The sequence below is a fragment of the Nocardia blacklockiae genome (assembly GCF_015477355.1).
Lineage (GTDB): Bacteria > Actinomycetota > Actinomycetes > Mycobacteriales > Mycobacteriaceae > Nocardia > Nocardia blacklockiae.
Genome location: NZ_JADLRJ010000001.1, coordinates 1199659 through 1222091, shown reverse-complemented (window position 1 = coordinate 1222091; position 22433 = coordinate 1199659). Strand labels below are relative to the sequence as shown.

The 22433-nt window shown below is 72.4% G+C and carries 19 protein-coding genes and 1 pseudogene; 13 read left to right on the top strand and 7 right to left on the bottom strand.

The features are described from left to right. The gene (locus tag IU476_RS05380) at nt 1-810 is read right to left on the bottom strand and encodes an Rv1486c family protein (RefSeq protein WP_195097072.1); all 810 of its coding nucleotides are present in this window, start codon (nt 808-810) and stop codon (nt 1-3) included. A gap of 111 nt (nt 811-921) precedes the next feature. Between IU476_RS05380 and IU476_RS05375 the strand changes: the two genes are divergently transcribed. Both IU476_RS05375 and IU476_RS05370 read left to right on the top strand, forming a co-directional pair. Further along, nucleotides 922-1638, top strand: coding sequence for a helix-turn-helix transcriptional regulator (locus IU476_RS05375; protein ID WP_195097069.1), 717 nt, complete (start codon nt 922-924; stop codon nt 1636-1638). A 73-nt stretch (nt 1639-1711) separates the two neighbouring features. Next, nucleotides 1712-2086: a VOC family protein gene (locus tag IU476_RS05370; protein ID WP_195097067.1), complete on the top strand. Its 375-nt coding sequence runs from the start codon at nt 1712-1714 to the stop codon at nt 2084-2086. A gap of 12 nt (nt 2087-2098) precedes the next feature. Here the strand turns inward: IU476_RS05370 and IU476_RS05365 are convergent, their stop codons facing one another. After that, nucleotides 2099-2926, bottom strand: coding sequence for a DUF3097 domain-containing protein (locus IU476_RS05365; protein WP_324193879.1), 828 nt, complete (start codon nt 2924-2926; stop codon nt 2099-2101). A gap of 188 nt (nt 2927-3114) precedes the next feature. Here IU476_RS05365 and IU476_RS05360 point away from each other — a divergent pair, with 188 nt between their 5' ends. From IU476_RS05360 to crcB, 7 genes are all read left to right on the top strand, one after another. Beyond that, on the top strand, nt 3115-3546 hold the full coding sequence (locus IU476_RS05360; protein WP_195097063.1) for an NfeD family protein: 432 nt from the start codon (nt 3115-3117) through the stop codon (nt 3544-3546). Then, nucleotides 3546-4823 (top strand): SPFH domain-containing protein, encoded by a 1278-nt coding sequence (locus IU476_RS05355; RefSeq protein ID WP_195097061.1) that lies wholly within the window; start codon nt 3546-3548, stop codon nt 4821-4823. The genes IU476_RS05360 and IU476_RS05355 overlap by 1 nt, the downstream gene beginning before the upstream one ends. A gap of 100 nt (nt 4824-4923) precedes the next feature. Next, nucleotides 4924-6219, top strand: a complete 1296-nt coding sequence (locus tag IU476_RS05350; RefSeq protein ID WP_195097059.1) for an ABC transporter substrate-binding protein — start codon at nt 4924-4926, stop codon at nt 6217-6219. After that, on the top strand, nt 6219-8321 hold the full coding sequence (locus IU476_RS05345) for an ABC transporter permease family protein (RefSeq protein WP_195097057.1): 2103 nt from the start codon (nt 6219-6221) through the stop codon (nt 8319-8321). Before IU476_RS05350 ends, IU476_RS05345 begins: the two co-directional genes overlap by 1 nt. After that, nucleotides 8318-10300 (top strand): hypothetical protein, encoded by a 1983-nt coding sequence (locus IU476_RS05340; RefSeq protein ID WP_195097055.1) that lies wholly within the window; start codon nt 8318-8320, stop codon nt 10298-10300. Before IU476_RS05345 ends, IU476_RS05340 begins: the two co-directional genes overlap by 4 nt. A gap of 56 nt (nt 10301-10356) precedes the next feature. Then, nucleotides 10357-10848: a fluoride efflux transporter FluC gene (locus tag IU476_RS05335; protein ID WP_195097053.1), complete on the top strand. Its 492-nt coding sequence runs from the start codon at nt 10357-10359 to the stop codon at nt 10846-10848. After that, nucleotides 10845-11207 carry a fluoride efflux transporter CrcB gene (gene crcB, locus IU476_RS05330; RefSeq protein ID WP_195097051.1) on the top strand — a complete coding sequence of 121 codons (363 nt, stop codon included), beginning with the start codon at nt 10845-10847 and terminating at the stop codon, nt 11205-11207. Before IU476_RS05335 ends, crcB begins: the two co-directional genes overlap by 4 nt. A gap of 36 nt (nt 11208-11243) precedes the next feature. Here crcB and IU476_RS05325 read toward each other — a convergent pair whose 3' ends face one another. The 3 genes from IU476_RS05325 to IU476_RS05315 are packed head-to-tail and all read right to left on the bottom strand — an operon-like array spanning nt 11244 to nt 13920. Next, nucleotides 11244-12041, bottom strand: a complete 798-nt coding sequence (locus IU476_RS05325; RefSeq protein ID WP_324193878.1) for an ABC transporter ATP-binding protein — start codon at nt 12039-12041, stop codon at nt 11244-11246. Further along, nucleotides 12038-13093, bottom strand: a complete 1056-nt coding sequence (locus IU476_RS05320; RefSeq protein WP_195097049.1) for a taurine ABC transporter substrate-binding protein — start codon at nt 13091-13093, stop codon at nt 12038-12040. The genes IU476_RS05325 and IU476_RS05320 overlap by 4 nt, the downstream gene beginning before the upstream one ends. Then, nucleotides 13090-13920: an ABC transporter permease gene (locus IU476_RS05315; protein WP_324193877.1), complete on the bottom strand. Its 831-nt coding sequence runs from the start codon at nt 13918-13920 to the stop codon at nt 13090-13092. Before IU476_RS05315 ends, IU476_RS05320 begins: the two co-directional genes overlap by 4 nt. Nucleotides 13921-14685: 765 nt before the next feature. Between IU476_RS05315 and IU476_RS05310 the strand changes: the two are divergent. Further along, nucleotides 14686-15018 (top strand): annotated as a pseudogene (locus IU476_RS05310) (transglycosylase family protein); the annotation flags it as partial. Nucleotides 15019-15112: 94 nt separating this feature from the next. Here the strand turns inward: IU476_RS05310 and IU476_RS05305 are convergent. Next, nucleotides 15113-15964 (bottom strand): SDR family oxidoreductase, encoded by an 852-nt coding sequence (locus tag IU476_RS05305; protein ID WP_195097045.1) that lies wholly within the window; start codon nt 15962-15964, stop codon nt 15113-15115. 215 nt (nt 15965-16179) lie between these two features. Then, a complete protein-coding gene (locus tag IU476_RS05300) occupies nt 16180-16866 on the bottom strand; it encodes a TVP38/TMEM64 family protein (protein ID WP_195097043.1) in 687 nt (228 codons plus the stop codon). A gap of 270 nt (nt 16867-17136) precedes the next feature. Between IU476_RS05300 and IU476_RS05295 the strand changes: the two genes are divergently transcribed. Genes IU476_RS05295 through meaB form a run of 3 tightly spaced genes read left to right on the top strand, consistent with a single transcriptional unit; the run spans nt 17137 to nt 22397 of the window. Then, on the top strand, nt 17137-19011 hold the full coding sequence (locus tag IU476_RS05295) for a methylmalonyl-CoA mutase family protein (RefSeq protein WP_195097041.1): 1875 nt from the start codon (nt 17137-17139) through the stop codon (nt 19009-19011). Next, nucleotides 19012-21291, top strand: coding sequence for a methylmalonyl-CoA mutase (gene scpA / locus IU476_RS05290; RefSeq protein WP_195097039.1), 2280 nt, complete (start codon nt 19012-19014; stop codon nt 21289-21291). Next, nucleotides 21288-22397 (top strand): methylmalonyl Co-A mutase-associated GTPase MeaB, encoded by a 1110-nt coding sequence (gene meaB / locus IU476_RS05285; RefSeq protein WP_195097038.1) that lies wholly within the window; start codon nt 21288-21290, stop codon nt 22395-22397. Before scpA ends, meaB begins: the two co-directional genes overlap by 4 nt. The last annotated feature ends 36 nt before the right edge of the window (nt 22398-22433 follow it).

Genomic DNA, 22433 nt, shown 5'->3' with positions numbered 1-22433 from the left:
TCAGCGCCCCGCGGCCGCGTGCACGGCGGTGAGCCGCGCGGCCCGGATGGCGTCCCACAGCGGGCGCAGGAAGGTCTCGTGCGCCTGCATGGCGCTGGCCGAGGCGGGGGAGGACGCGGGCGTCTGCTGCGCGACGGTGAGGATCGCGGCCACGTGGTCGGCGGTGTCGAGGATGCGGCGGGCCCGCAGCGGGGCCGAATCGGGGTAGCCGTGCCGGGAGTAGTCGGCCAGCTCGGCCTCCACCAGTTCCCGCGGGTCCATGTCGTCGGTGCCGATGGCGGTGGTCTGCAACCGCATCAGGGCGTCGGCGGCGTCGCGCACCGCCTGGCGCATCGCGTATTCGGCCTCGCCCAGCGCCATGTCCGGCACCGGGTGGGGGACCGCGGTGTGGTAGACGGTCCACTGCAAGGTGTCCTCGGCGGTCCACTCGGGAACCAGGCCGACGCCCTCCGCGCCGGGCACGCCGACGAGGATGCCCTCCTCGGCTTCCATTGCCGCCGTGGCGAATTCGGTGCCGGCGGGCAGGCCGCGGACATCGCCGGGTACCGGCAGCACCAGCCGCAGCTGCGCGCCCGGCGCGTCGAGGGCCTCGCGAATCACCTTGAGCAGCATCATGATTCCCGTCCCGGCGGCGAGCGGCTCCGCGGTCGGCCAGGGCAGTCCGGTACGCCCGCCGGTGACCGGGTCACCCGCGGCCACGCCGTGCCGCGGCGCCCAGGCCCGCAGCGCGTCCAGCACGTCGTCGGGCGCGCTGCGGCCGGCGAGCCAGGACCCGGCCCACACCGTCAGCGTCGCACTGGGAGAACACATGTTTCGAGCATAACTGGGCAATAGCCTGGCCACTCGGGGTGTGGCGGAGTCCGGGGGGTTTGTCGGTGGGTGTCGCTATGCTGCGCGCAGCCGAGCTGACCGGAGGGGCCGATGAACCGCACCGATCGACTGTACGCACTGGTGGAGGACCTGCGGGCGGTGGCCCCGCGGCGGCGCAGCGCGCGCGAGCTGGCGGCCCGGTACGAGGTGAGCGTGCGCACCATCGAGCGCGACATCGCGGCGTTGCAGCAGTCCGGGGTGCCCATCCTCGCCGATGTCGGCCGCACCGGCGGCTACGCCCTGGACAAGCGGATGTCGTTGCCGCCGTTGAACTTCACCCCGGCCGAGGTGGTCGCGGTGGGGGTGGCGCTGCAGCGCATGCGCGGCACGCCGTTCGACGCCGCGGGCCGCACCGCGCTGGCCCGGATCCTCGCCGCGCTCTCCGACGAGTCCGCCGGTGCCGCAAGGGAACTCGCGGCGCAGGTGCGGGTGGTGGAGCCGGAGGGGGAGCCGCCCAGCGCCCCGTTCGCCGGACTGGTCCAGCTGGCGCTGCAGCGCCGCCGGTTGATCGAGATGTCGTATGTCGACCGGTTCGGCGCGGTCTCGGCGCGCGCGGTCGAACCGTCGTCGCTGATGTGCGGCGGCGAGGGCTGGTACCTGATCGGGTGGTGCCGGCTGCGGGAGGAGAGCCGGGTGTTCCGGCTGGACCGGATCCGGGCCGCCGAACTCACCGATTTCCTCACCGTGACCAGGCCCGCCTACGAACGCTGCGACGTGCCGCCGGACCGCGTGGTGCGCACGCTGACTCTCGAGAAAACACCGACATAGGGTTGTCGCCACGGTGTCCGACGCTGGTCGGGCACGGCCGCCCCGGCCGCGCCCGACCAGAGGAGACAACAGCATGACCCCCGCTTTCGACACCGTGGCCTGGTTCCAGGTGGGCACCGCCGACCCGGCCGCCGCCCAGCGCTTCTACGGCGAGCTGTTCGGCTGGACCTTCCGCACCGACCCGGGCAGCGGCGAGGGCTACGACCTGGTGAGCTACGCCGACTCGCGGATCCCCAGCGGCGGCATCGCCCACCTGGACGAGTCCGACACGCCCCACGCCGTGTTCTGCGTGGTCGTGCGCGACGTGGCGGCCACCACCACCCGCGCGCTCGACCTCGGCGCCAAGGTTCTCGTCCCGGCCGTCACCACCCCCGACGGCCTCACCTTCGCCCACCTGCTCGACGCCGACGGCAACCGCTTCATGGTGTTCACCCCCGCCCCGGCGTGAGCGGGCGGCCGGTCACGCCGCGCCGGGTTCGGTGACGAAGTCGATGAGGCGTTCGACCGCGCCGATCAGGGGCGCCTCCAGATCGCGGAAGGTGTCGACGGCGTTGTAGACCCGGCGCCAGCCGTCCTGGGGTGTGCCCCACCCCAGGCGGCGGCACACGCCGGTCTTCCAGTCCTCGCCGCGCGGCACCTCGGGCCAGGCCCGGATCCCCACGGCGGCGGGCCGCACGGCCTGCCAGACATCGATGAACGGATGTCCGGTGACGAGCACGTGCGGCCCGAGCCCGGTGGTCAGGCCGGTCTCCTTGGACCCGGTGACGAGGTGGTCCACGAGCACGCCCACGCGGCGGCCCGGCCCCGGCTCGAACTCGGCCAGCCGCTCGGCCAGGTTGTCCAGGCCCTCGAGATGCTCGACCACCACGCCCTCGACGCGCAGGTCGTGCCCCCACACCCGCTCGACCAACGCGGCGTCGTGCACGCCCTCGACCCAGATCCGGCTCGTCCGCGCCACCCGCGCCCGCAGACCCTCGACGCGGGTGGATCCCGACGCCGAGCGCGTCGGCCGGGCCGGGGCCGCGGCCGCCGGGCGGATAAGCGTCACCGGCTCGCCGTCGATGAGGAAGGCGGCCTCGCGCAACGCGAACAGCCGCACTTTTCCGTGCCGGTCCTCGAGTTTCACGAACTCGCCGTCGTAGCTGCGGTCGAATCCGACCACGGCACCGCAGAATCCGGACGCGGCGTCCTCGACGACGAGGTCCCGCTCGGCCGCGACCCGCGGCACCGCCCGCTTCTCCTTGCGGGGGTGCCCGCCGAAGATGTCCCCGTAGTTCCGCGCACTCACGCGCTCGAAAATACCTGGGATGGTTCGCTTCCCGGCGGCGACGGGCCGAGGCGGATCACAACACCGTACCGGTCGGGTGCCGATTCCGTTGCGAAGCCCCGCGGTTCCCCGGCTACCGGCGCAACTCGCCCGGCCGGATGTTGCGTGTGTATCCCTCATCGCGCGGTGGCGCCCACTAGAGTGAGGACGTGGCCGCAATAGTGTGGCTGGTCGCGGGGATCCTGCTCGCGGCGGCCGAAATGCTCACCGGTGATTTCACGCTGCTCATGCTGGGCGCCGCCGCGCTCGCGACGGCGGGCGTGTCCGGGCTGGCACACACCTCGCTGATCGTCGATGCCGTGGTGTTCGGCATCAGCTCGCTGGCCCTGGTCCTGCTGGTGCGTCCGATGCTGTTGCGGCGCTTCGCGACTCCACCGCCCACCCCGACGAACGTGGACGCCCTGCCGGGCAAGACCGCGCGCGTGCTCGCGCCGGTGAACGAGCACACGGGGCAGGTCAAGATCGGCGGCGAGGTGTGGAGCGCGCGCCCGCTCGACCCGGGCGAGGAGTACGCCGAGGGTGAAACCGTCTACGTCATGAAGATCGACGGCGCGCACGCCGTCGTGTGGAAGGGGCCTTAATGGCTGTACTGATCGTCGCCGTCGTCCTCGTCCTGCTGGTCGTGGTCGTGGTGTTCAAGTCGATCGCGCTGGTGCCGCAGGCGGAGGCCGCCGTCATCGAGAGATTGGGCCGGTACTCCCGCACGGTCTCCGGCCAGCTGACGTTCCTGGTGCCCTTCGCCGACCGCGTCCGCGCGAAGGTGGACCTGCGCGAGCGCGTCGTCTCCTTCCCGCCGCAGCCGGTCATCACCCAGGACAACCTGACCGTCCAGATCGACTCGGTGGTGTACTTCCAGGTCACCAGCCCGCAGGCGGCGGTCTACGAGATCAGCAACTACATCGCCGCGGTCGAGCAGCTGACCATCACCACGCTGCGCAACGTGGTCGGCGGCATGACCCTGGAGGAGACCCTGACCTCCCGCGACCAGATCAACTCGCAGCTGCGCGGCGTGCTCGACGAGGCCACCGGACGCTGGGGCCTGCGGGTGGCGCGCGTGGAGCTGAAGGCCATCGATCCGCCGCCGTCGATCCAGGAGTCGATGGAGAAGCAGATGAAGGCCGACCGCGAGAAGCGCGCGATGATCCTCACCGCGGAAGGTAACCGGGAGGCCCAGATCAAGTCCGCCGAGGGCGCCAAGCAGGCGCAGATCCTGGCGGCCGAGGGTTCCAAGCAGTCGGCCATCCTGGGCGCGGAGGGTGACCGGCAGAGCCGCATCCTGCGCGCCCAGGGTGAGCGCGCCGCCGCCTACCTGCAGGCGCAGGGCCAAGCGAAGGCGATCGAGAAGGTCTTCGCGGCAATCAAATCCGGCAAGCCCACCCCGGAACTGCTTGCCTACCAGTACATGCAGACCCTGCCGCTGGTCGCCAAGGGCGACGCGAACAAGGTCTGGATGGTGCCCAGCGATTTCGGCAAGGCCCTCGAGGGGTTCGCGCGCAATTTCGGCAGCCAGGGCGAGGACGGCGTGTTCCGCTACGAGCCGTCCCCCGACGGGGAGCCCGGCCCGCGCCCGGAGGACGACTCCGACGAGGTCGCCGACTGGTTCGACGTGAAGACCGACCCGGCCGCGGAGCGGGCCGTGCGCGCCGCCGAGGCCGCCGCGGCCACCCCGGTGGAATCGCCGGTGCCGCAGGTGCCCTCGCGCGGTGTGCCGTCGCCCGGGGCGATCGGCGGCGGCCGGTCGGCCTATCAGCCCGAGCAGCCGGCCGCGCCGCAGCCGCAGCCGACCCAGCAGCCCTACCAGCCCGGCACGGGCGAGAACCGGCCGTGGCAGCCGCCGGAGTATCCGCAGGGCCGTTAACGGCGCGGCGGAGACGACGATGTTCCGGGTGGCCGGTGCGTGACACCGGCCCCAGGAGCTGACTCGATCCGACTGCAACGACGCGGTACCCGGGGGGACGATGGTGAGGCGACGAGCGGTACTCCAGGCGGGCCTGCTCGCCCCGGTGCTGGCGGGCTGCGCACCGGGCGTGCTGCTGGGCGATGCGGACGCGGTGCGAATCGCGGTGCCCTGGAGCGGATCCGAGCTCGCGGCCTTCCGTGCCGTGCTGCGCGGCGCGGGCCTGGACGGCACGGTGGACGTGCTGCCGCTCGGCGACGACATCGATACCGCGCTGGCGGCCCGCGGCCGCACGAAGCCGGATCTGGTGATGCTTCCGCACGTCGGCCGGGTCCGCGAGCTGGCGGGCAAGGGGCTGCGGCCGGTCCCGGCGGCGCTGTGGACCGACGCGGCCGGGCCCCGATATCCCGATGTGTGGCGAACTCTGCTGTGGGAGAACGGAATCCCGTACGCGGTCCCGTTCAAATCGGCGAACAAGTCGCTGGTCTGGTACGACCGGTACGCCTTCGGCGGTGACGGCCCGCGCGACGACCCGCAGGACTGGATACTGGCCGAATGGCCGGACCGCCTGCGTGAACTGGCGAGCCGCGGACGCCGTCCCCTGGCGCTCGGGGCCGCCGACGGCTGGGTGCTGGCGGACATGTTCGCCGACATGCTGTACGCCGAATCTCCCGAGGGCTACCGTAAACTCGCCGATGCCGAGGCCGCCGGGTTGCGACGGGATTGGAAAGTCGACGAAGTGCGCGCGGCGCTGTTCCGCCTGGGCGAGCTGTGGGGCCAGCCGGACGCCTTCCCGGGCGGCGTTCCCGGCGCGCTCACCCGGCAGTACCCCGACGCGGTGCGGCAGGTGTTCGAACTGCGCGACGCGGCGATCGTGGTGGCCCCCGATTTCGCCGAGGCGATCGTGCGCAGCAGCCTGCGCCGCGCGCACCGGCCCGACGATGCGGTCGGGGTCACGCGATTCCCCGCGGGCGCGAGCGGTTTTCAGCCGCGGATCGGCGGCGGCGACGTCCTGGTGATCACGGGCGATCCCCGGCCGGCCGTCGACTCCGCCGTGGCGAAGCTGGCCGACCCCGCCGCCGCGCAACCGTGGATCGACAGCTTCGGCGGCTTCCTCCCGCCCAGCCTGCGCACCCCGCCCGCCTACCCGCACATGCCGGAAGCGGTTGCCGCGCAGCTGAACTCGTGGACCGATTTCGACCTGGCCGACCTGATCGGCGAGGCCGGGCAGCGCAACGGGCTGTGGCGGGTGCTCACCGATTTCCTGGTGTCGGTCGGCGACGGCCGCCTCGACCGGCTGGACGCCGCGGTCGGCCGTGCCGTCGCCGCGCTCGACGCGTTCGAGCGGAGGTCGTGATGCCCGCGCATCGGCTCTACGCCAACGGACTCGACCTGGAGCTGGCGACGCGGCGGATGGCCGGGCCGCTGGTCGTCGGCAGCCACCCGCGCCGCTGGGTGCCGTGGGTGCTGCAGCTGCCGGCCGCGGCCCTGGTGGCCGTGCTGCTGGTCGGCCCGGCGGCGACGACGGTGTGGTCGGCGGCGCGGGTGCGGCCGGGGATGGTGCTGGCCTGCGCGCTGTTCGTCGTGGCTGCGGTGGTGCTGCGCACGGTGTGCCGCACGGACGATCGGATGCGCACGCTGTGGCGCGAGCTGCGGCGGTCGCGGGGAGACCGGGCGGCGCTGCCGCTGCGCGATATCCTCTTGCCCCGCAACGGGTCTCGCGCCGCCGCCGCGCGCACCCTGCTGGCGCTGGCCGCCGCGGTGACCCTGGTGCTCGCCGGGTGGGCGATCGCGGTGTCGCTCGGCGCGGAGGGCCGCGGCGCCTACGCCCGCACCTTGGTGTGGGTGCTGTGCGCCACCGGAATCCTCGGCGCGGCACTGGAATTCGCCCGGCTCGGGCGCCGGGTGTGGTGGCCGTGGCAGCCGCTGATCCTGCCGTTCGGGATCTCGGCGTTCGCGGCGGGGGTGGCGCTGCGGCTGGTGTTCGAGTACCCGCAGCGCCGGTTGCCGTTCGACAGCGTGTTCGGCCAGCAGCTGTGGCTGTTCGGGCTGCTGCTCGCCGTGTTTGCGTGGAGCTGGCTGGGTGTGCTGTTCGCGCTGTTCCGGGCCGCGGTGGCGGCCATCGAGGCGGATCCGGTGCGCCGGGACTACGTGTATCACCGCGATCCGCCCGCGCGCGGTCCCCGTCGCGAGTCCCCGTTCCCGCGTTTCGCCGCGGCGCATGCGCTGCTGCGGCGGATGGGCGGGAGCGGGACGCTGCGTCGCGCCTGGCTCGCGGCCCGGCGGCAGCGGCGGTCGTGGGCGCTGCGCCGCGCCGAACTGCCTTCCCGGCGCAGGCTTTTCGTTCTCGTGCGGCCGGTGTTCCTGGTGCTCGGCCTGGTGGTCGCGGTGGCGGCGGCGCGGGTGTTCGACGTGGTGCTGATCGCCGTGCCCGGGTCCTTGCAGTACTCCCTCGACAGCGCCACCGTGCACTGGTGGCGCCTGATCGGCGACGACGGCCTGGATCCCGGTGTGGCGGCGGCCTATTCGCTGCCGCTGGCGGTGCTGGTCGGCTTGGCCGCGTACGTGCTGCAGACGAATGTGCGCCGCCACCGCACCGGCTGGGCGCGCCGGCCGGCCCGCGAGACCGTGCCGCGGCGGTGGACGGCCGCCGAGGTATCGGGGCTGCGGCGGGTGCCGCCGGTGGCGCTCGGCGTGCTGCGGGTCGCGGCGGTCTCGCTGCTGGCGGTGTGGCCGCTGATCGCCCTGGCGGTGTTCGGGTGGACCGGCGCGGACGGCCCCGGCTTCAACGGCGCCGGCGCGGTGTGGCGCGACACCGAACTGCTGCAAGGCATGGCGAACACGGGGTGGGTCGCGCTGTGGGCGACGCTGCTGGTGCTGGCGGCGGCCATCCCGGTCGCACACCACCTGGCGGCCCTGCGGTCGGACAGTGTGCTGTCGAAGGTGGCGGTGGTCTTCCTGGTGGTGTTCACGGTGCTGCCCGCGCAGATGTACGCCGGGCCGATCCGCCGGGTCATCGAATACTCCGGTCTCAGTGCGTCTTCGGTGTCCGCGCTGATCGTCGTGCACGCCGCGATCGGGCTGCCCATCGCGGTGCTGATCCTGCGCGGCGCGCTGGTGGCGCCCCCGGACAGCGCGGCCGCCGACGCCCTGTACGGGCTGGTCGGGCCGTGGACGGTGGTGTGGCGGGCGATGGTCACCGCGCGCCCGGCGCTGGGCGCGGTGGCGGTGCTGGAGCTGGTGCAGGTGTGGAACGACTTCTTCGTCGGCCTGCTGGTCAGCGGCTCGGATGTGAGCCCGTGGTCGCTGCTGCTGTGGGGCGAGGCGCGGCAGTTCAACGAGAACGCGAGCCACCTCGCGGCGGGCGCGCTGCTGGCGGCCGTGCCGCCCACCCTGCTCCTGCTGGCCACCTGGCGGCGATTCCTCGTGCCCGGCCTCACCGGCGGGGTGCTGCGATGACCGAACCGCACGGCGAGCCGCGGCGGCAGCCGCCGCCCGAACCCGTGGAGACGCTGATCGCGACGCCGAAATCCTCGGTCTGGCAGGGCTTGCTGGGCAGCGCGTGGGTGGTGGCGTCCTCGATCATGCTCGAGGTGGTCGCCAAGCTGCTCGAGGGCGCGGTCGGCGAGAACGAGGTGGTGACGCGCGTCGTCGGCGCGCTGCGCTGGATCGTCGTGGCCGTCGTCGTGCTGGCGGCGCTCTACCTGGTCTGGAGCCGGGTCGCCGAGATGCGCGAACGGGTTCGGCGCGCACGGGAACTGGATCTGACCGCGACGCTGGTGGAACCGGCGACACCGGTCCCGCTGCGCCTCGAGCCGATGCCGTTCCGCGGGCCGGGACAGCGGCCGTCGCTGACCTTCGAGGACGTCGTCGTCGCGGCCGCGCTCCGCGAATTATCGCTGCCCGACTACGAATCCGCGGCCCTCTACGACGTGGTCGGCGCGATGCTGGCGGCGGCGGACCTGCTGCCCGCGGACCGCCGCCGCGCCGAGGACGACCGGCCCACCGCGGACGCGGTGATCCGGCGGCTGATGGCCCACGACATTCTCGTGCACCGCACCGACGACCGCTTCGCCGCGCTGCGCCGCCGCGCGGAGCCCGCCGCCGCGGAGGCGACCCGCCGCACCGCGGACGTCTTCCGCGTCGCCGACGTACCGCACGACCATCCGGAACCCACTGCGGCCGAACGAGTCTGGCGGCGCGCCGCGCGGCAGGCGATGGTCCCGGCACTGCTGCGGCACTACGCCGACCGAGTCCAGCGCTGGGTGATCGCCCTCGACTCGGCTCGTCTCGGCACCGGCGCGCGCCGCTGGTTCACCGACGAGTGGCCGCGTCTGGCTGAACTGGTGCGGGCCTGCGCCCCCGAAACCGCCACCGACGCAACGGCTTCCGGTGCCTCCGAAAAGTGCGGCCTGCCGGACGACCTACGCGCGACGGTCGACGTCGGCGCGCTGGCCCGCATCGCCGACGCGCTGGACCTCTGGTACGCCGACAACGGCTGGCCGGAGCACACCGACGGCGTCGCCGCCGCGGTACGCGCCGTGCTGGATTCGCCGCTCGGCGACACCCACCCCGAACTGCGGGCGCTGGCCCGGATCCGCGCCGGCGACCCCGGCCGGCCGGTGCGGCGCTATCGGCCGCGCCGCTACTCGACCAGCCTCCAGGCCCGCCGCGCGCACCGGCTCGCGTTGCGGCGGCTCGAACATCCGGAGGAGGCCGAACCGGCGCGGGTGCCGGAAAGCGCGGTCGAACGCCGTCTCGAGGCGGCCGAACACTGGATCGCCGCCCGCCTCGGGCCGAAACGCAAAGCGCACCAAGACCTTTCGGTTGACGAACAGAGCCGCCCCGGGCTCGCCGAGGTCGTCGACCAACTGGAGAAGGCGTGGTGGTGGCTGCCGCGCGCGGATGTCGCGGGCGAGGTGTGCGCGCTCATCGATCTCGCGGTCGTGCATCTGCGGCAGGGCCGCCTGGTGGCCGCGCGCAATCGTCTCGAACTGGCCGAGTCGCTGACCCGCGGCGGCCGCGATCCCTCGGGCCGCGCGCACACCTTCGAGATGATGGGCGTGCTGTGGTGGGTGCGCGGCGAGCCGCGGCGGGCGCTGCGGTTCTGGCAGGTGGCGCTGACCCGCTACGACGAACTGAATCACCGGCTCGGCGTGGCGCGCTGCCTGCAACACCTCGGTTCGGCGATGGCCGTCGCGCCCGAATACGGCAGCCTGCTGCTCGACGGCGACATCGACACCAGCGAGGTGCTCCGGCAGGCCAGCGGCTGGCTCGCCGAGGCCGCCGCCCTGCATCCGGACGCCCTTTTCGCGACCACCTACCGCGCCGCGGTGTGCGAGCAGCTGCGCGCTATCGACCTGACGCCGCTGGACCGAGCCGAGCGCTGGCCGCTACCCGTCGCCGACGGCGGTGAGGCCGTGGTGGCGCTGTCGTGAGCCGACAGTCCCCACCCGATGGAAACCCGTGTGGTCGCGTCGTGTAGGAGACGTGTGTGACCAGTAGGCGAACCGAGCCGATCGATCCGGATGTCGACCTCGGGCATCCCGCGCAGCGACGAGAGCTGATCCGCTCGCCCGCCGCGGTGCTGCTCGTCATCGCCGTCGGCGGCGCGCTCGGCGCGCTGGCGCGCTACGGCCTGGCGCGGTGGTGGCCGACGCCCGCGGGCGGCTTCCCCTGGGCCACCTTCGTCACCAATGTCACCGGCTGCTTCCTGATCGGTGTGCTGATGGTCGTGGTCACCGACATCCGCACCGCGCATCCGCTGGTCCGCCCGTTCCTCGGCGTCGGCGTCCTCGGCGGGTTCACCACGTTCTCGACCTACGCCAACGAAGCCCGCGCGCTGCTGCGGCCCGAGACCGTCGCCGTGTCGTTCGCGTATCTCGCGGGCACGCTGGTGTGCGCGCTGCTCGCGACGCTCGTCGCCATGCGCGCCACCCGCGCCGTCCACGAAGCCGCTCGCCGGCGGGGGCGGGCGGCCGCGTGACCGTGCTGCTGATAGTCCTCGGCGCGGCGGTCGGCGCGCCGCTGCGCTACCTCACCGATCGCGCGGTGCAGTCCCGCCACGACAGCGTCTTCCCGTGGGGCACATTCCTGGTCAATCTGGCCGGTTGCCTGGTGCTCGGCGGGCTGGCCGGCGCGGCCGTGTCCGCGCCCGTGTTCGCGTTGCTGGGCACCGGTTTCTGCGGCGCGCTCACCACCTACAGCACGTTCAGCTACGAGACCGTGCGGCTCGCGGAGGAACGCAGCTACCGCTACGCCGCGCTGAACGTCGTCGTCAGCGTGATCGCGGGACTCGGCGCGGCACTGCTGTCCTGCACCGCCGTCGAGGCGCTGCTCGGCTGAACCCGCCGACCGGCGCACCGGCCGGGTGCGCCCGCGTCACGCGTGGGCGTCGTAGATCGCTTGTGCCAGTTCGGTTTTGAGGGCCTGGAACTCGGGCGTCGCGGTCACCGTGCGCTCGCGCACGCCGTCGGCGCTGTCGCCGGGCAGGGTGATGGCGCGGTCGACGAGGACGCGGCCGGGCCGCGCGCTCATCACCAGGACCCGGGTCGAGAGGAACACCGCCTCCTCCACCGAGTGGGTGACGAACACGATGGTCTTGCCGGCCCGCCGCCACAGGCGCAGCAACTCCACCTGCAGCCGCTCGCGGGTGAGCTGGTCCAGCGCGCCGTACGGCTCGTCCATCAGGACGATGCGCGGGTCGTTGGCCAGCACCCGCGCGATCTGGACGCGCTGCTGCATCCCGCCGGACAGCTCGTAGGGCCGTTTGTCCGCGAACTCCGCGAGACCGACCAGCGCCAGCAGCCGATCGGCCTCCGCGCGGCGCTCGCGGCGGCCCACGCCCCGGCATTTCGGCCCGAACTCGACATTGCCGCGCACCGAGAGCCACGGATACAGCGTCGGTGCCTGGAACACCACGCCGCGTTCCGCGCCGGGCCCGGTGACCGGGTCCGCGCCGACCGTCAGCGCGCCCGCGCTGGGCGGCACGAACCCGGCGAGCAGATTCAACAGCGTCGACTTGCCGCACCCCGACGGTCCGACCACGCCGACGAACTCGCCCGGTTCGATGACGAGATCCGTGGGCGCCAGGGCGACGGTCGGCCCGGTCGCCGTGTCGTAGGTCTTCGAGACGCCGGTCAGCACCACCCGGTCCCGCCGGTCCACGGCCGCGGTCACTTGGCGCCCACCGCCGCGGCCGCCGCCGGATACACCGCGCCGGTGTAGGCCTCGGGCGCGCTCACACCCTGGATCTCGCCCTGGCTCAACAGGAATTCCGCGGTGCCGCGCAGATCGTTCCCGAGCCGCCCGCCGAGATACTCGGGGCTCGCCTGGGTGCGGGCGTCGAGGTAGCCGTAGCCCGCCAGCTGGGTGCGGGCCGCGTCGACCGAGATGCCGAGTTGGGCGGCGAGGTGCGTGGCCGCCAGCGTGCGGTCGGTGGCGATCCGCCCGACGGCCCAGTTCTGCGCCGCCGTCCACACCTCGACGAATTTCGGGTTGGCCGCGACGAATTCGCCGCGGGCGCCCTCCAGGTCGTAGGTGGGCCGGCCGGCGGCCGCGGTCTGTGCCGCGGAGGTGACCACGTGACCGTCGGTCAGCAGCTGCGACAGGGTCGGCTCCCAGATGAAGGCGGCGTCGATCTGCCCGCCCTTCCACGCGCCGAGGATGGCGTCGGGCGCGAGGTTGACCAGCTGCACGTCCCGTTCGAGCCCGGCCGCCGCGAGCGCGCCGGTCAGGCTGTAGTGCGCGGTGCTGGCGAACGGCACCGCGATCCGCCGGCCCTTCAGCCCCGCCACCGACGTGATCGAAGGATCCCGCGCGACAAGGGATTCCGCGCCCTGGATGACGTCGTGGATCCAGATCACCCGCACGTCCTGGCGCAGCGGCGCCGAGAGCGCGCGGGCCGCCGGAGCGCTGCCGAGCAGGCCGAGGTCGAGCGATCCGGCGCCGAAGGCCTGGATGACGTCGCCGCCCGACGCGAACTTCGACCAGGTGAACGTGCCGTGCGGCAGGCACGTGTTCAGCAGCCCGGTGTCCTTCACGAGCAGATCCCCGTTCGGGATGTCCTGGTAGCCGATGCGCACGGTGCCGGTGAACGACTCGTCGACCGGGACCGGGCAGGCGACCTGTTCGCCGGTGTAGCGCGAGGAGTCGGTCCGGCCGGACTCCACGCAGCCGGTGAGGGCCACCGCGAGCAGTGCCGCGCAGACGGCGGCGAATGTCGTTCTCATGCTTTGCCTTTCCACGGCGTGACGAGGGCGCCGATGCCCGTGATCGCCGCGTCCAGGGCGAGCGCGGTGAGTCCGATGACGATGATGCAGGCGAGGGTGAGCGCGGTGTCCAGGCGCTGCCCCGCGAGATAGGCGAGTCCGCCGATGCCGGGAATGCCGTTGTTGAGCTCGGCCGCCACCACCGTCGTCCACGCGAAACCGACCGCGACCCGGACCCCGCCGACCACCTCCGGCAGCGTCGCGGGCAACAGCACCCGGGTGACCACCTGGCGGCGGTTCGCGCCCAGCGAGCGCGCGGCGTTCACCCGGTCGGCCGAGACGCCGTGCACGCCCGCGATCGTCGCGATCACCAGGGGCGGGAACGCGGCGAGGAACAGCAGCCAGATCTTCGAGGTGTCGCCGATGCCGAACCAGACGATCAGCAGGCCGATATAGCCCAGCGGCGGCAACGCGCGCAGGAAGTTGAGGTACGGCTCGACGACGGCGGCGAGCCGTCGCGAGGTGCCGAGCAGGAATCCGACCGGCGGGCCGAGCAGCACGGCCGCCCCGGCGCCGGCCCCGATGCGCTGCAGGCTGGCGACCAGATGCTCCCAGAGGAAGTAGTTCTGTTCGCCGCGCACCTCGCGCGGCACCCCGGGCGCGATCCGGTGCCAGCTGTCGGCTCGAACGAAGGCGTCCCACACGGTGTTCGGCGCCGGCAGGAACTGCGGATCCACCAGTTTCGCGGCGGCGATCAGCCACCAGACCGCCACGAACACCAGCAGCGACAGCAGCCGCGCCGCGAGCCGCCGGACCCTGCCGCGTCCGATCGCGTGGTCGCCGTTCACCCGATTCACCTTCCTGCGGAAACGAATTCGGACGGCCGCGGGTGGCTCGGGTGCCGAGGCCGCGACCGTCCGGGGCGATCCTGTCCCGCCGCCGGTTCGTTGCCCAGCATCTCGATCAGCGTGATCGGAAAGGCGGTGCCGCTGCTACGCAATGAATTTCGCGCCGCCGCCACGACTCGCGATACCGATGCGCGCTCTCGGAGAGCGTCATTGTTCCGCTCCGGAGCGATTGCATAATTCGGGTCGGGCCGCCGATCGAAGACCGGGTTCCGAGTGGGTCGAGCGCCTGCGGCCGAAAGGTTGCCGGGAGGGGCGAGCGGGCTCTCGTTCGACCGCTATGCGCAGGTGGACCGCTACCGAGGCGCTGCCGCCGAATCGTTACCGAACGCCTCGAGACGTGGACTACACCCCTCGAATGAGGCCGATTCGTTGCCCTAAACGTGACCTGGTGCACAGAATCGCAGTGACCTCGAACACATAACGAACAGGTAACTACGTATATGTAATATACATTTTCCGGTTTTCATCTGCACAAATACCGCACGTCTAACTCATCGGTCGAGACTTTACGGTTGTTATCGCAGCGTGATCCGTCGAGATTTCTTCGTTACCGTCGGCTGCGGCCCGGAACGACGGGCTGACGCTCGAATCGCCGAACACCGGCAACCCTGTCCCGCGATTCGAGTTCGACCCCGACATCCACTGGGGACAGGGACCCGGTACGCACCACCGCCGGGCCGGCTGGGCGCAGGCAGGAACCACTACATGTCTCGTAACCGTAAGTTCAGCTCCCGCGTTCTCGGTCTCGCCGCTGTCGCCGGCGCTCTCGTCGCCGTCCCGGCCGGCCTGGCGGGCACCGCGTCCGCCGCGAGCGGCCACGACTGGGATGCCGTCGCGCAGTGCGAGGCCAGCGGCAACTGGGGCGCCAACACGGGCAACGGCTTCTACGGCGGCCTGCAGTTCACCCAGAGCACCTGGAACGCCTACGGCGGCAGCGGCAACGCCGCCGACGCCAGCCGCGAAGAGCAGATCGCCGTCGCGGAGAACGTGCTCGCCGGCCAGGGCGCGGGCGCCTGGCCCGTGTGCGGCGCCTACCTGTAAGGCACCGCCCCTGTAAGGCCCACGGCCACACAGACTTCCACGGCCCCGCCGACCGGACCTCCGGACGGCGGGGCCGGGTCGTGTCCGCCCCCTACCCGAGCCCGTCGGGTGGCCAGCGGCGGAACCCGCCTTCGGAGTTCACGACATTGCCCGTGACCCACTCGGCCTCGTCGGTGGCCAGCCACGCGATGAGCCGCGCCGGATCGTCGGGCATGCCCCAGCGTCCCGCGGGGAACCGGCCGGCGATGTACGCGTAGTCGTCCCCGGTCAGATAGTCGGTGTCGACCGGCCCCGGATTGACGGTGTTCACCGTGATGCGCCGGTCGGCCAGGGCAGTCGCCAGCGTGCGGGTGACCGACGCGAGCGCGCCCTTCTGCAGCGCGTAGGCCACCTCCCCGGGCATCCCGTCGGCGATGTCCTGCCCGGACGTCATCATCACGACCCGCCCGCCCGGCCGCGCGCCGCGCCCGGCGGCGAACGCCTGGACCAGCAATATCACCGACCGCGTGTCGACGGCCCAGTGCGCGTCGAGCATGGCGGCGTCGACGGCCGCGAGCGTGCCGTCGCGACCACTGAGCGCATGGTTGGCGACAACGATGTCGAGCCCGCCGAGCGCCTCGGACGCCGCGGCGACGAGCCGGGCGGGGGTGTGCGGCTCCGCCAGATCACCCGGTCCGGCGGCGACCCGCGCGTCCGGATCGCCGAGCGCGGCCCGTGCCCCCGCCACCACCTCCGCGACATCATCCGCTCCCCAAGGCATTTCCGCATCGTGCGGAACGTGGTGGTGCAGATAGACACTGGCCCCGTACGCGGCCAGCCGCCGCGCCACGGCATACCCGATCCCGCCCCGCCGACTGGCCCCGGTAACCAGCGCCGCGCGCCCCCGCAACGGCAACGGGTCCCGACGCAACTCCTCCGGCGACGGCTGCGGCAGCAACGGCATACGCCGCATGATCCCAACCAACCGCCCACCCCGCATCCGAATTTTCGCGCCACACCGCCGCCGCACTGCCTGCATGGCTGCGCTCTCTGCACCGCCGCCGCACTGCCTACACGGCCGCCGCATTGCCTACGCCGCTGCGCTCTCCGCACCGCCGCACGGCCTGCACCGGTCGGCGGCAAGCCCGGAGTGCTCGGTCTGAAGCCCCGGCCGCGCGGTCAGGGCGCGACCGGGGTTTCCTCTTCCACCACCGGATCCGCGAATTGCGCCGCGCCCCAGCGCGCGTCGACGACCAGTCCGATCACGCCGACCGCGATGCACACTCCCGACAGCACCAGCAGGCCGGGCTCGGTGCGGCCGGTGAGGGCGTCGCCGAGGACCACCACGCCGATCGTGCCGGGCAGGATGCCGATGACGGTGGCCAGCAGATACGGGAGCATCCGGATCGAGGACAGGCCCGCGCAGTAGTTGATGACCGAGAACGGCACGGGTGCGATCAGTCGCAGCGAGCCCACCGCGAGCCAGCCGCGCCGCGCCAGCCGGCGGTCCACCGCCCGCACGGCCGGATGCGTGAGTCGCGCGGCCACCTGGTCGCGGTCGAGCAGCCGTACCAGCAGCAGTGCCAGCGCGGCGCTCACCGTCGTCGCGGCGACCGCCAGGCCGATCCCGAGGACCGGCCCGAACAGCAGGCCGGCGCTGAGGGTGAAGACCGTGCGGGGGAAGGGTGCCACCGTGACCAGCGCGTGCAGCGCGAAGAACACCAGCGGGAACAGCGGGCCGACGGAATCGGCCCAGTCGCGGATCTGCTGCGGCGCGGGGTGCGGCGCCAGCAGCGCGACCGCGACCAGGGCCGCGCCGAGCGCCAGCAGCGCCGCCACGCGCGGGTTGCGGATTGTCCTCAGCACCGCGCCAGGCTACCCGGTGCGCCCGTGGCTCCCGGTTACTCGTCGGTAGCGGGTGGCTCTGCGAAGGCGTCGCGCCCGTGCGGTTAGCATCGAAGTCACACTGCTGAATGACGGTTAACTTAACGGCCGGTTGACCTGGCCGAACCGGCCTCGCGGCACGGAGTGAAGCAGACACACAGCGCGCTGCGAAGTCGGTGCGAAGGGTTGGGTAGGCGCCCAGGTTTGCGGTACAGCTGAAGTAGCGGATCGAGTGGAAGAGGGACTGCAGCGATGCCGATTGATTCGGGTCCGGGCGCGGAGGTGGTGCCCGGATATGCCGCGTGGCGCAAGGGTGTGGCCGGTGTGCTGGCCAAGTCCCGCAGGGTGGAGGCCGCCGAGCTGGGCGACGAGCCCGAGCGGCTGCTCGACGTCACGACCTACGACGGGCTGACGGTCGCCCCGCTCTACACCCGCCGCGACGAACTCCCCGAGCAGCCGCTGCCCGGCGAGTTCCCGTTCGTGCGCGGCGCCGACGCGACGCGCGACGTGCACCGGGGCTGGTATGTGGCCGCGCGGTTCGACGGCAGCGACGCCGCCGCGACCAACCGGGAGATCCTCGCGGCGCTCGAGAACGGCGTCGGCGCGGTGTGGCTCGGCGCGGGCGAGCGCGGCGTCCCGGTCGCCGACCTCCGGACGGCGACGCGGGGGCTGCTGTTCGAACTCGCGCCGCTGATCCTGGACGCGGGCCCCGACGCCGCGGCCGCCGCGGCGCAGGTCTTCTCGATCCTCGACGACTACGACATCGAGGGCGTCGCCGAACCGAACCGGGCCGATATCCAGGTCTCGCTCGGCGTCACGCCACTGACCAGCCGGTTCAACGGCACCGCCCACGCCGATCTAAACACCGCGGTGACGCTGGCGCGCGAGTCGATCGCCCGGCCGGAGACGGTGCGCGCGATCACCGTCTGCGGCGTCGCGTTCCACAACGCGGGCGCCTCGGACGCGCAGGAACTCGGCGCGGCGATCGCGGCGGGGCTGGAGTACCTGCGGGCACTCACCGCCGCCGGTGTCGACGTCGCCGACGCGCTGGGTCAACTGCTGTTCCGGTTCGCCGCCACCGACGACCAGTTCGAGACCATCGCGAAATTCCGTGCGGCGCGGCGATTGTGGGCACGGGTGGCGCACCAGCTGGGCGCCCCGGCCTTCGGCGGCGCACCGCAGTACGCCGTCACCTCGGCGGCCATGCTGACCCAGCGCGACCCGTGGGTGAACATGCTGCGCACCACGCTGGCCGCCTTCGGCGCGGGCGTCGGCGGCGCCGACTACGTCACGGTGCAGCCGTTCGACGCGGCGCTGCCGCCCGGCGAACTCCATGTCTCCCAGGCGTTCTCGGCCCGGATGGCCCGCAACACCCAGCTGCTGCTGCTCGAGGAGTCGCATCTGGGGCACGTGCGCGACCCCGGCGCCGGTTCCTGGTACGTGGAGAGCCTCACCGACCGGCTGGCCCAGCGGGCGTGGGAGTTCATGCAGGAGATCGAGCGGGCCGGCGGCTACCTCGCGGCCCTGGACTCCGGTCTGGTCGCCGAGCGGATCGCCGCGGTGCGCGCGCAGCGCGAAAAGGATGTGGCGCACCGGAAGACGGCGGTCACCGGCGTCAACGAGTTCCCCAACCTCGCGGAGAAACCGCTGTCCGAGGCGGCCCGGCGGCCCGGTCCGGTCGCGCGCTACGGCGCGGCGTTCGAGGAGCTGCGCAACCGATCCGACGCCTACCTCGCCGCGCACGGCGCCCGGCCGCGCGCGCTGCTGGTGCCGCTGGGCCCGGTGGCCGAGCACAACGTGCGGGTCACCTTCACCGCGAACCTGCTGGCCTCGGGCGGTATCGAGGCGATCGACCCCGGTACCCTGGACATTGCCGGAATCGGCGCGGCCGCAACGGAATCCGGCGCCACGGTCGCCGTGCTGTGCGGGACCGACGCCCGCTACGCCGCGGAGGCCGGCGCCGCGGTGGCGCAGCTGCGCAGCGCGGGCACGGCCACGGTGCTGCTGGCCGGTCCCGAGAAGGCAGTAGCCGAATTGTCCGGCACGGAGCGGCCGGACGGATTCCTGACGGCGCGCATCGACGCGGTGGCGGCCCTGTCCGGCCTGCTCGAGAAGCTGGGAGCGTAGATGACCACACGGGAGACCGAACACGTGATCGGTAGTTTCGCCGACGTGCCGCTCGACGACGCCGCCGCGGCCGACACCGCCGCGCGGGTCGGCGAGGAGCAGGTCGAGCAGTTCGTGCGAGCCGCGGCCGCCGCGAATCACCAAGCGCCCGAACAACTGGTGTGGTCGACGCCCGAGGGCATCGACGTGCCGCCGGTGTTCACCAAGGCCGACCGCGACCGCATCGTCGCCGAGGGTTATCCGCTGGACTCGGTGCCCGGCGTCGCGCCGTTCGTGCGCGGGCCGTACCCGACGATGTACGTGAACCAGCCGTGGACCATCCGCCAGTACGCGGGCTTCTCCACCGCGGCGGACTCCAACGCCTTCTATCGGCGCAACCTGGCCGCCGGCCAGAAGGGCCTGTCGGTGGCGTTCGACCTGGCCACCCACCGCGGCTACGACTCCGACCACCCGCGGGTGACCGGCGATGTCGGCATGGCGGGCGTGGCGATCGACTCCATCCTGGACATGCGCGAGCTGTTCGATCACATTCCGCTGGACCAGGTCTCGGTGTCGATGACCATGAACGGCGCGGTGCTGCCCATCCTGGCGCTGTACGTGGTGGCGGCGGAGGAGCAGGGCGTCAAACCCGAACAGCTGGCCGGAACCATTCAGAACGACATTCTGAAGGAGTTCATGGTCCGCAACACCTACATCTATCCGCCCAAGCCGTCGATGCGGATCATCTCCGACATCTTCGCCTACACCTCGGCACGGATGCCGAAGTTCAACTCCATCTCCATCTCCGGTTATCACATCCAAGAGGCCGGGGCCACAGCGGATTTGGAGCTGGCCTACACCCTCGCCGACGGTGTGGAGTACCTTCGCGCCGGGCTGGACGCGGGCATGGAGATCGACCAGTTCGCGCCGCGGCTGTCGTTCTTCTGGGCGATCGGCATGAACTTCTTCATGGAGGTCGCGAAACTGCGTGCGGGACGGCTGCTCTGGAGCGAGCTGGTCTCGAAGTTCGAGCCGAAGAGCCAGAAGTCGCTGTCGCTGCGCACCCACTCGCAGACCTCGGGCTGGTCGCTGACCGCGCAGGACGTGTTCAACAACGTGGCGCGGACCTGCGTGGAGGCGATGGCCGCGACCCAGGGCCACACCCAGTCGCTGCACACCAACGCCCTCGACGAGGCCCTGGCGCTGCCGACGGACTTCTCCGCCCGCATCGCCCGCAACACCCAGCTGCTGATCCAGCAGGAGTCCAACACCACCCGGCCGATCGACCCGTGGGGCGGCTCGTACTACGTGGAGTGGCTGACCCACCAGCTCGCCGAGCGCGCCCGCGCGCACATCGCCGAGGTGGAGGCGCACGGCGGGATGGCGCAGGCGATCTCCGAGGGCATCCCGAAGCTGCGCATCGAGGAGGCCGCCGCCCGCACCCAGGCCCGCATCGACACCGGGCAGCAGCCGGTCATCGGCGTGAACAAGTACCAGGTCGACGAGGACCAGCAGATCGAGGTCCTCAAGGTCGAGAACTCCCGGGTGCGCGCCGAGCAGGCGGAGAAGCTGCGCCGCCTGCGCGCCGAGCGCGACCAGGGCGAGGTGGAGCGCGCGCTGGCCGAATTGACCAGGGCCGCCGCGTCGTCGGAGGGCGGCATGGACAACAACCTGCTCGCCCTCGCCATCGACGCCGCCCGCGCCAAGGCCACCGTCGGCGAGATCTCCGACGCGCTGGAGCGGGTGTACGGGCGGCACCAGGCCGAAATCCGTACTCTCTCAGGCGTTTACCGCGAGGAGGCCGGAAAGGTGACCAACATCAGCAGGGCGATCGAACTGGTCGAGGAGTTCGCCGAGGCCGAGGGTCGCCGCCCGCGCATCCTGGTGGCCAAGATGGGCCAGGACGGGCACGACCGCGGTCAGAAGGTGATCGCCACCGCCTTCGCCGACCTCGGCTTCGACGTCGACGTGGGCCCGCTGTTCCAGACCCCGGAAGAGGTGGCGCGCCAGGCGGCCGACAACGACGTGCACGTGGTGGGCGTGTCGTCGCTGGCGGCCGGCCACCTCACGCTGGTGCCCGCCCTGCGGCAGGCGCTGGCGGACGTCGGGCGGCCCGACATCATGGTCATCGTCGGCGGCGTGATCCCGCCGGGCGACTTCGAGGAGCTGTACCGAGCGGGCGCGGCGGCCATCTTCCCGCCGGGCACCGTGATCGCCGACGCCGCGGTCGGGCTGTTGCACAAGCTCGCCGCGGAACTCGGCCACGAGATCGGCGGTGGCGCGGTTACCGGAGCCGAATGAGCGAGCGGACCCCCGAACCGGTGAACATCCCTGGGACACAGGCGTTGTCGACCGAACGCGGCCTGCCCCCGGCGGTGCGCGCGGACGCCCGCGCCGGGGGAGGCGGCGGGGGCCGTCGGCGCGAGGTCGACGTGGCACAACTGGCCCGGTCCGTGCGCGAGGGCGAGCGCGCGGGCCTGGCTCGCGCCATCACACTGGTCGAGTCCACCCGGGCCGACCACCGCGACGCCGCGCAGCGCCTGCTGCTGGAACTCACCCCCGACGTCGGCCGGATCGAATCGAACCGGGTGGGCATCACCGGCGTGCCTGGCGTCGGCAAGTCGACCTTCATCGACGCCCTCGGCATGTACCTGATCGGGCAGGGACACCGGGTCGCGGTGCTCGCCGTGGACCCGTCCTCGACGCGCACCGGCGGCTCGATCCTCGGCGACAAGACCCGCATGGCCCGGCTGGCGGTGCAGCGCGACGCCTACATCCGGCCCTCGCCGACCGCGGGGACGCTCGGGGGCGTGGCGAAGGCGACCCGCGAGACCATCGTGCTGCTGGAGGCCGCGGGCTACGACGTGATCCTGGTCGAGACCGTCGGCGTCGGCCAGTCGGAGGTCACGGTCGCCAATATGGTCGACGTGTTCTGCTTCCTCACTCTGGCCCGCACCGGAGATCAGTTGCAGGGCATCAAGAAGGGCGTGCTGGAGCTGGCCGACCTGGTCGCGGTCAACAAGGCCGACGGCCGCCACGAACTCGAGGCCAAGTCGGCGGCCCGCGAACTCCAGGGCGCCATGCGCCTCATCCATCCTCGCGAATCGCTCTGGCGCCCACCGGTTCTCACCATGAGCGGGCTGAACGGCAGCGGGCTGGACACGTTCTGGGACACCGTCCTGGAACACCGCAGGGTGCTCACCGAGGCGGGGGAGTTCGCCGAGAAGCGCCGCCGCCAGCAGGTCGACTGGACCTGGACCATGGTGCACGACCAGCTGCTGCGCCGCCTCGCCGACAATCCGGCCGTGAAATCGATTCGCGCCCAGGTGGAGAAGGGCGTGCGGGACGGTTCGCTCACCCCGGCCCTGGCCGCCGAGGAAGTCCTGCGCGCCTTCGACCAGCGCTGAACGCGGCAGGCTCCGCACCCGCCGCGCAAGATCTCC

Coding starts and splice junctions, on each gene's coding strand:
- IU476_RS05345 (WP_195097057.1), top strand. CDS start 6,219: ATGCCCGCGCATCGGCTCTACGCCAACGGACTCGACCTGGAGCTGGCG.
- IU476_RS05305 (WP_195097045.1), bottom strand. CDS start 15,964: ATGCCGTTGCTGCCGCAGCCGTCGCCGGAGGAGTTGCGTCGGGACCCG.
- IU476_RS05380 (WP_195097072.1), bottom strand. CDS start 810: ATGTGTTCTCCCAGTGCGACGCTGACGGTGTGGGCCGGGTCCTGGCTC.
- IU476_RS05340 (WP_195097055.1), top strand. CDS start 8,318: ATGACCGAACCGCACGGCGAGCCGCGGCGGCAGCCGCCGCCCGAACCC.
- IU476_RS05295 (WP_195097041.1), top strand. CDS start 17,137: ATGCCGATTGATTCGGGTCCGGGCGCGGAGGTGGTGCCCGGATATGCC.
- IU476_RS05370 (WP_195097067.1), top strand. CDS start 1,712: ATGACCCCCGCTTTCGACACCGTGGCCTGGTTCCAGGTGGGCACCGCC.
- IU476_RS05350 (WP_195097059.1), top strand. CDS start 4,924: ATGGTGAGGCGACGAGCGGTACTCCAGGCGGGCCTGCTCGCCCCGGTG.
- IU476_RS05320 (WP_195097049.1), bottom strand. CDS start 13,093: ATGAGAACGACATTCGCCGCCGTCTGCGCGGCACTGCTCGCGGTGGCC.
- scpA (WP_195097039.1), top strand. CDS start 19,012: ATGACCACACGGGAGACCGAACACGTGATCGGTAGTTTCGCCGACGTG.
- IU476_RS05355 (WP_195097061.1), top strand. CDS start 3,546: ATGGCTGTACTGATCGTCGCCGTCGTCCTCGTCCTGCTGGTCGTGGTC.
- IU476_RS05375 (WP_195097069.1), top strand. CDS start 922: ATGAACCGCACCGATCGACTGTACGCACTGGTGGAGGACCTGCGGGCG.
- meaB (WP_195097038.1), top strand. CDS start 21,288: ATGAGCGAGCGGACCCCCGAACCGGTGAACATCCCTGGGACACAGGCG.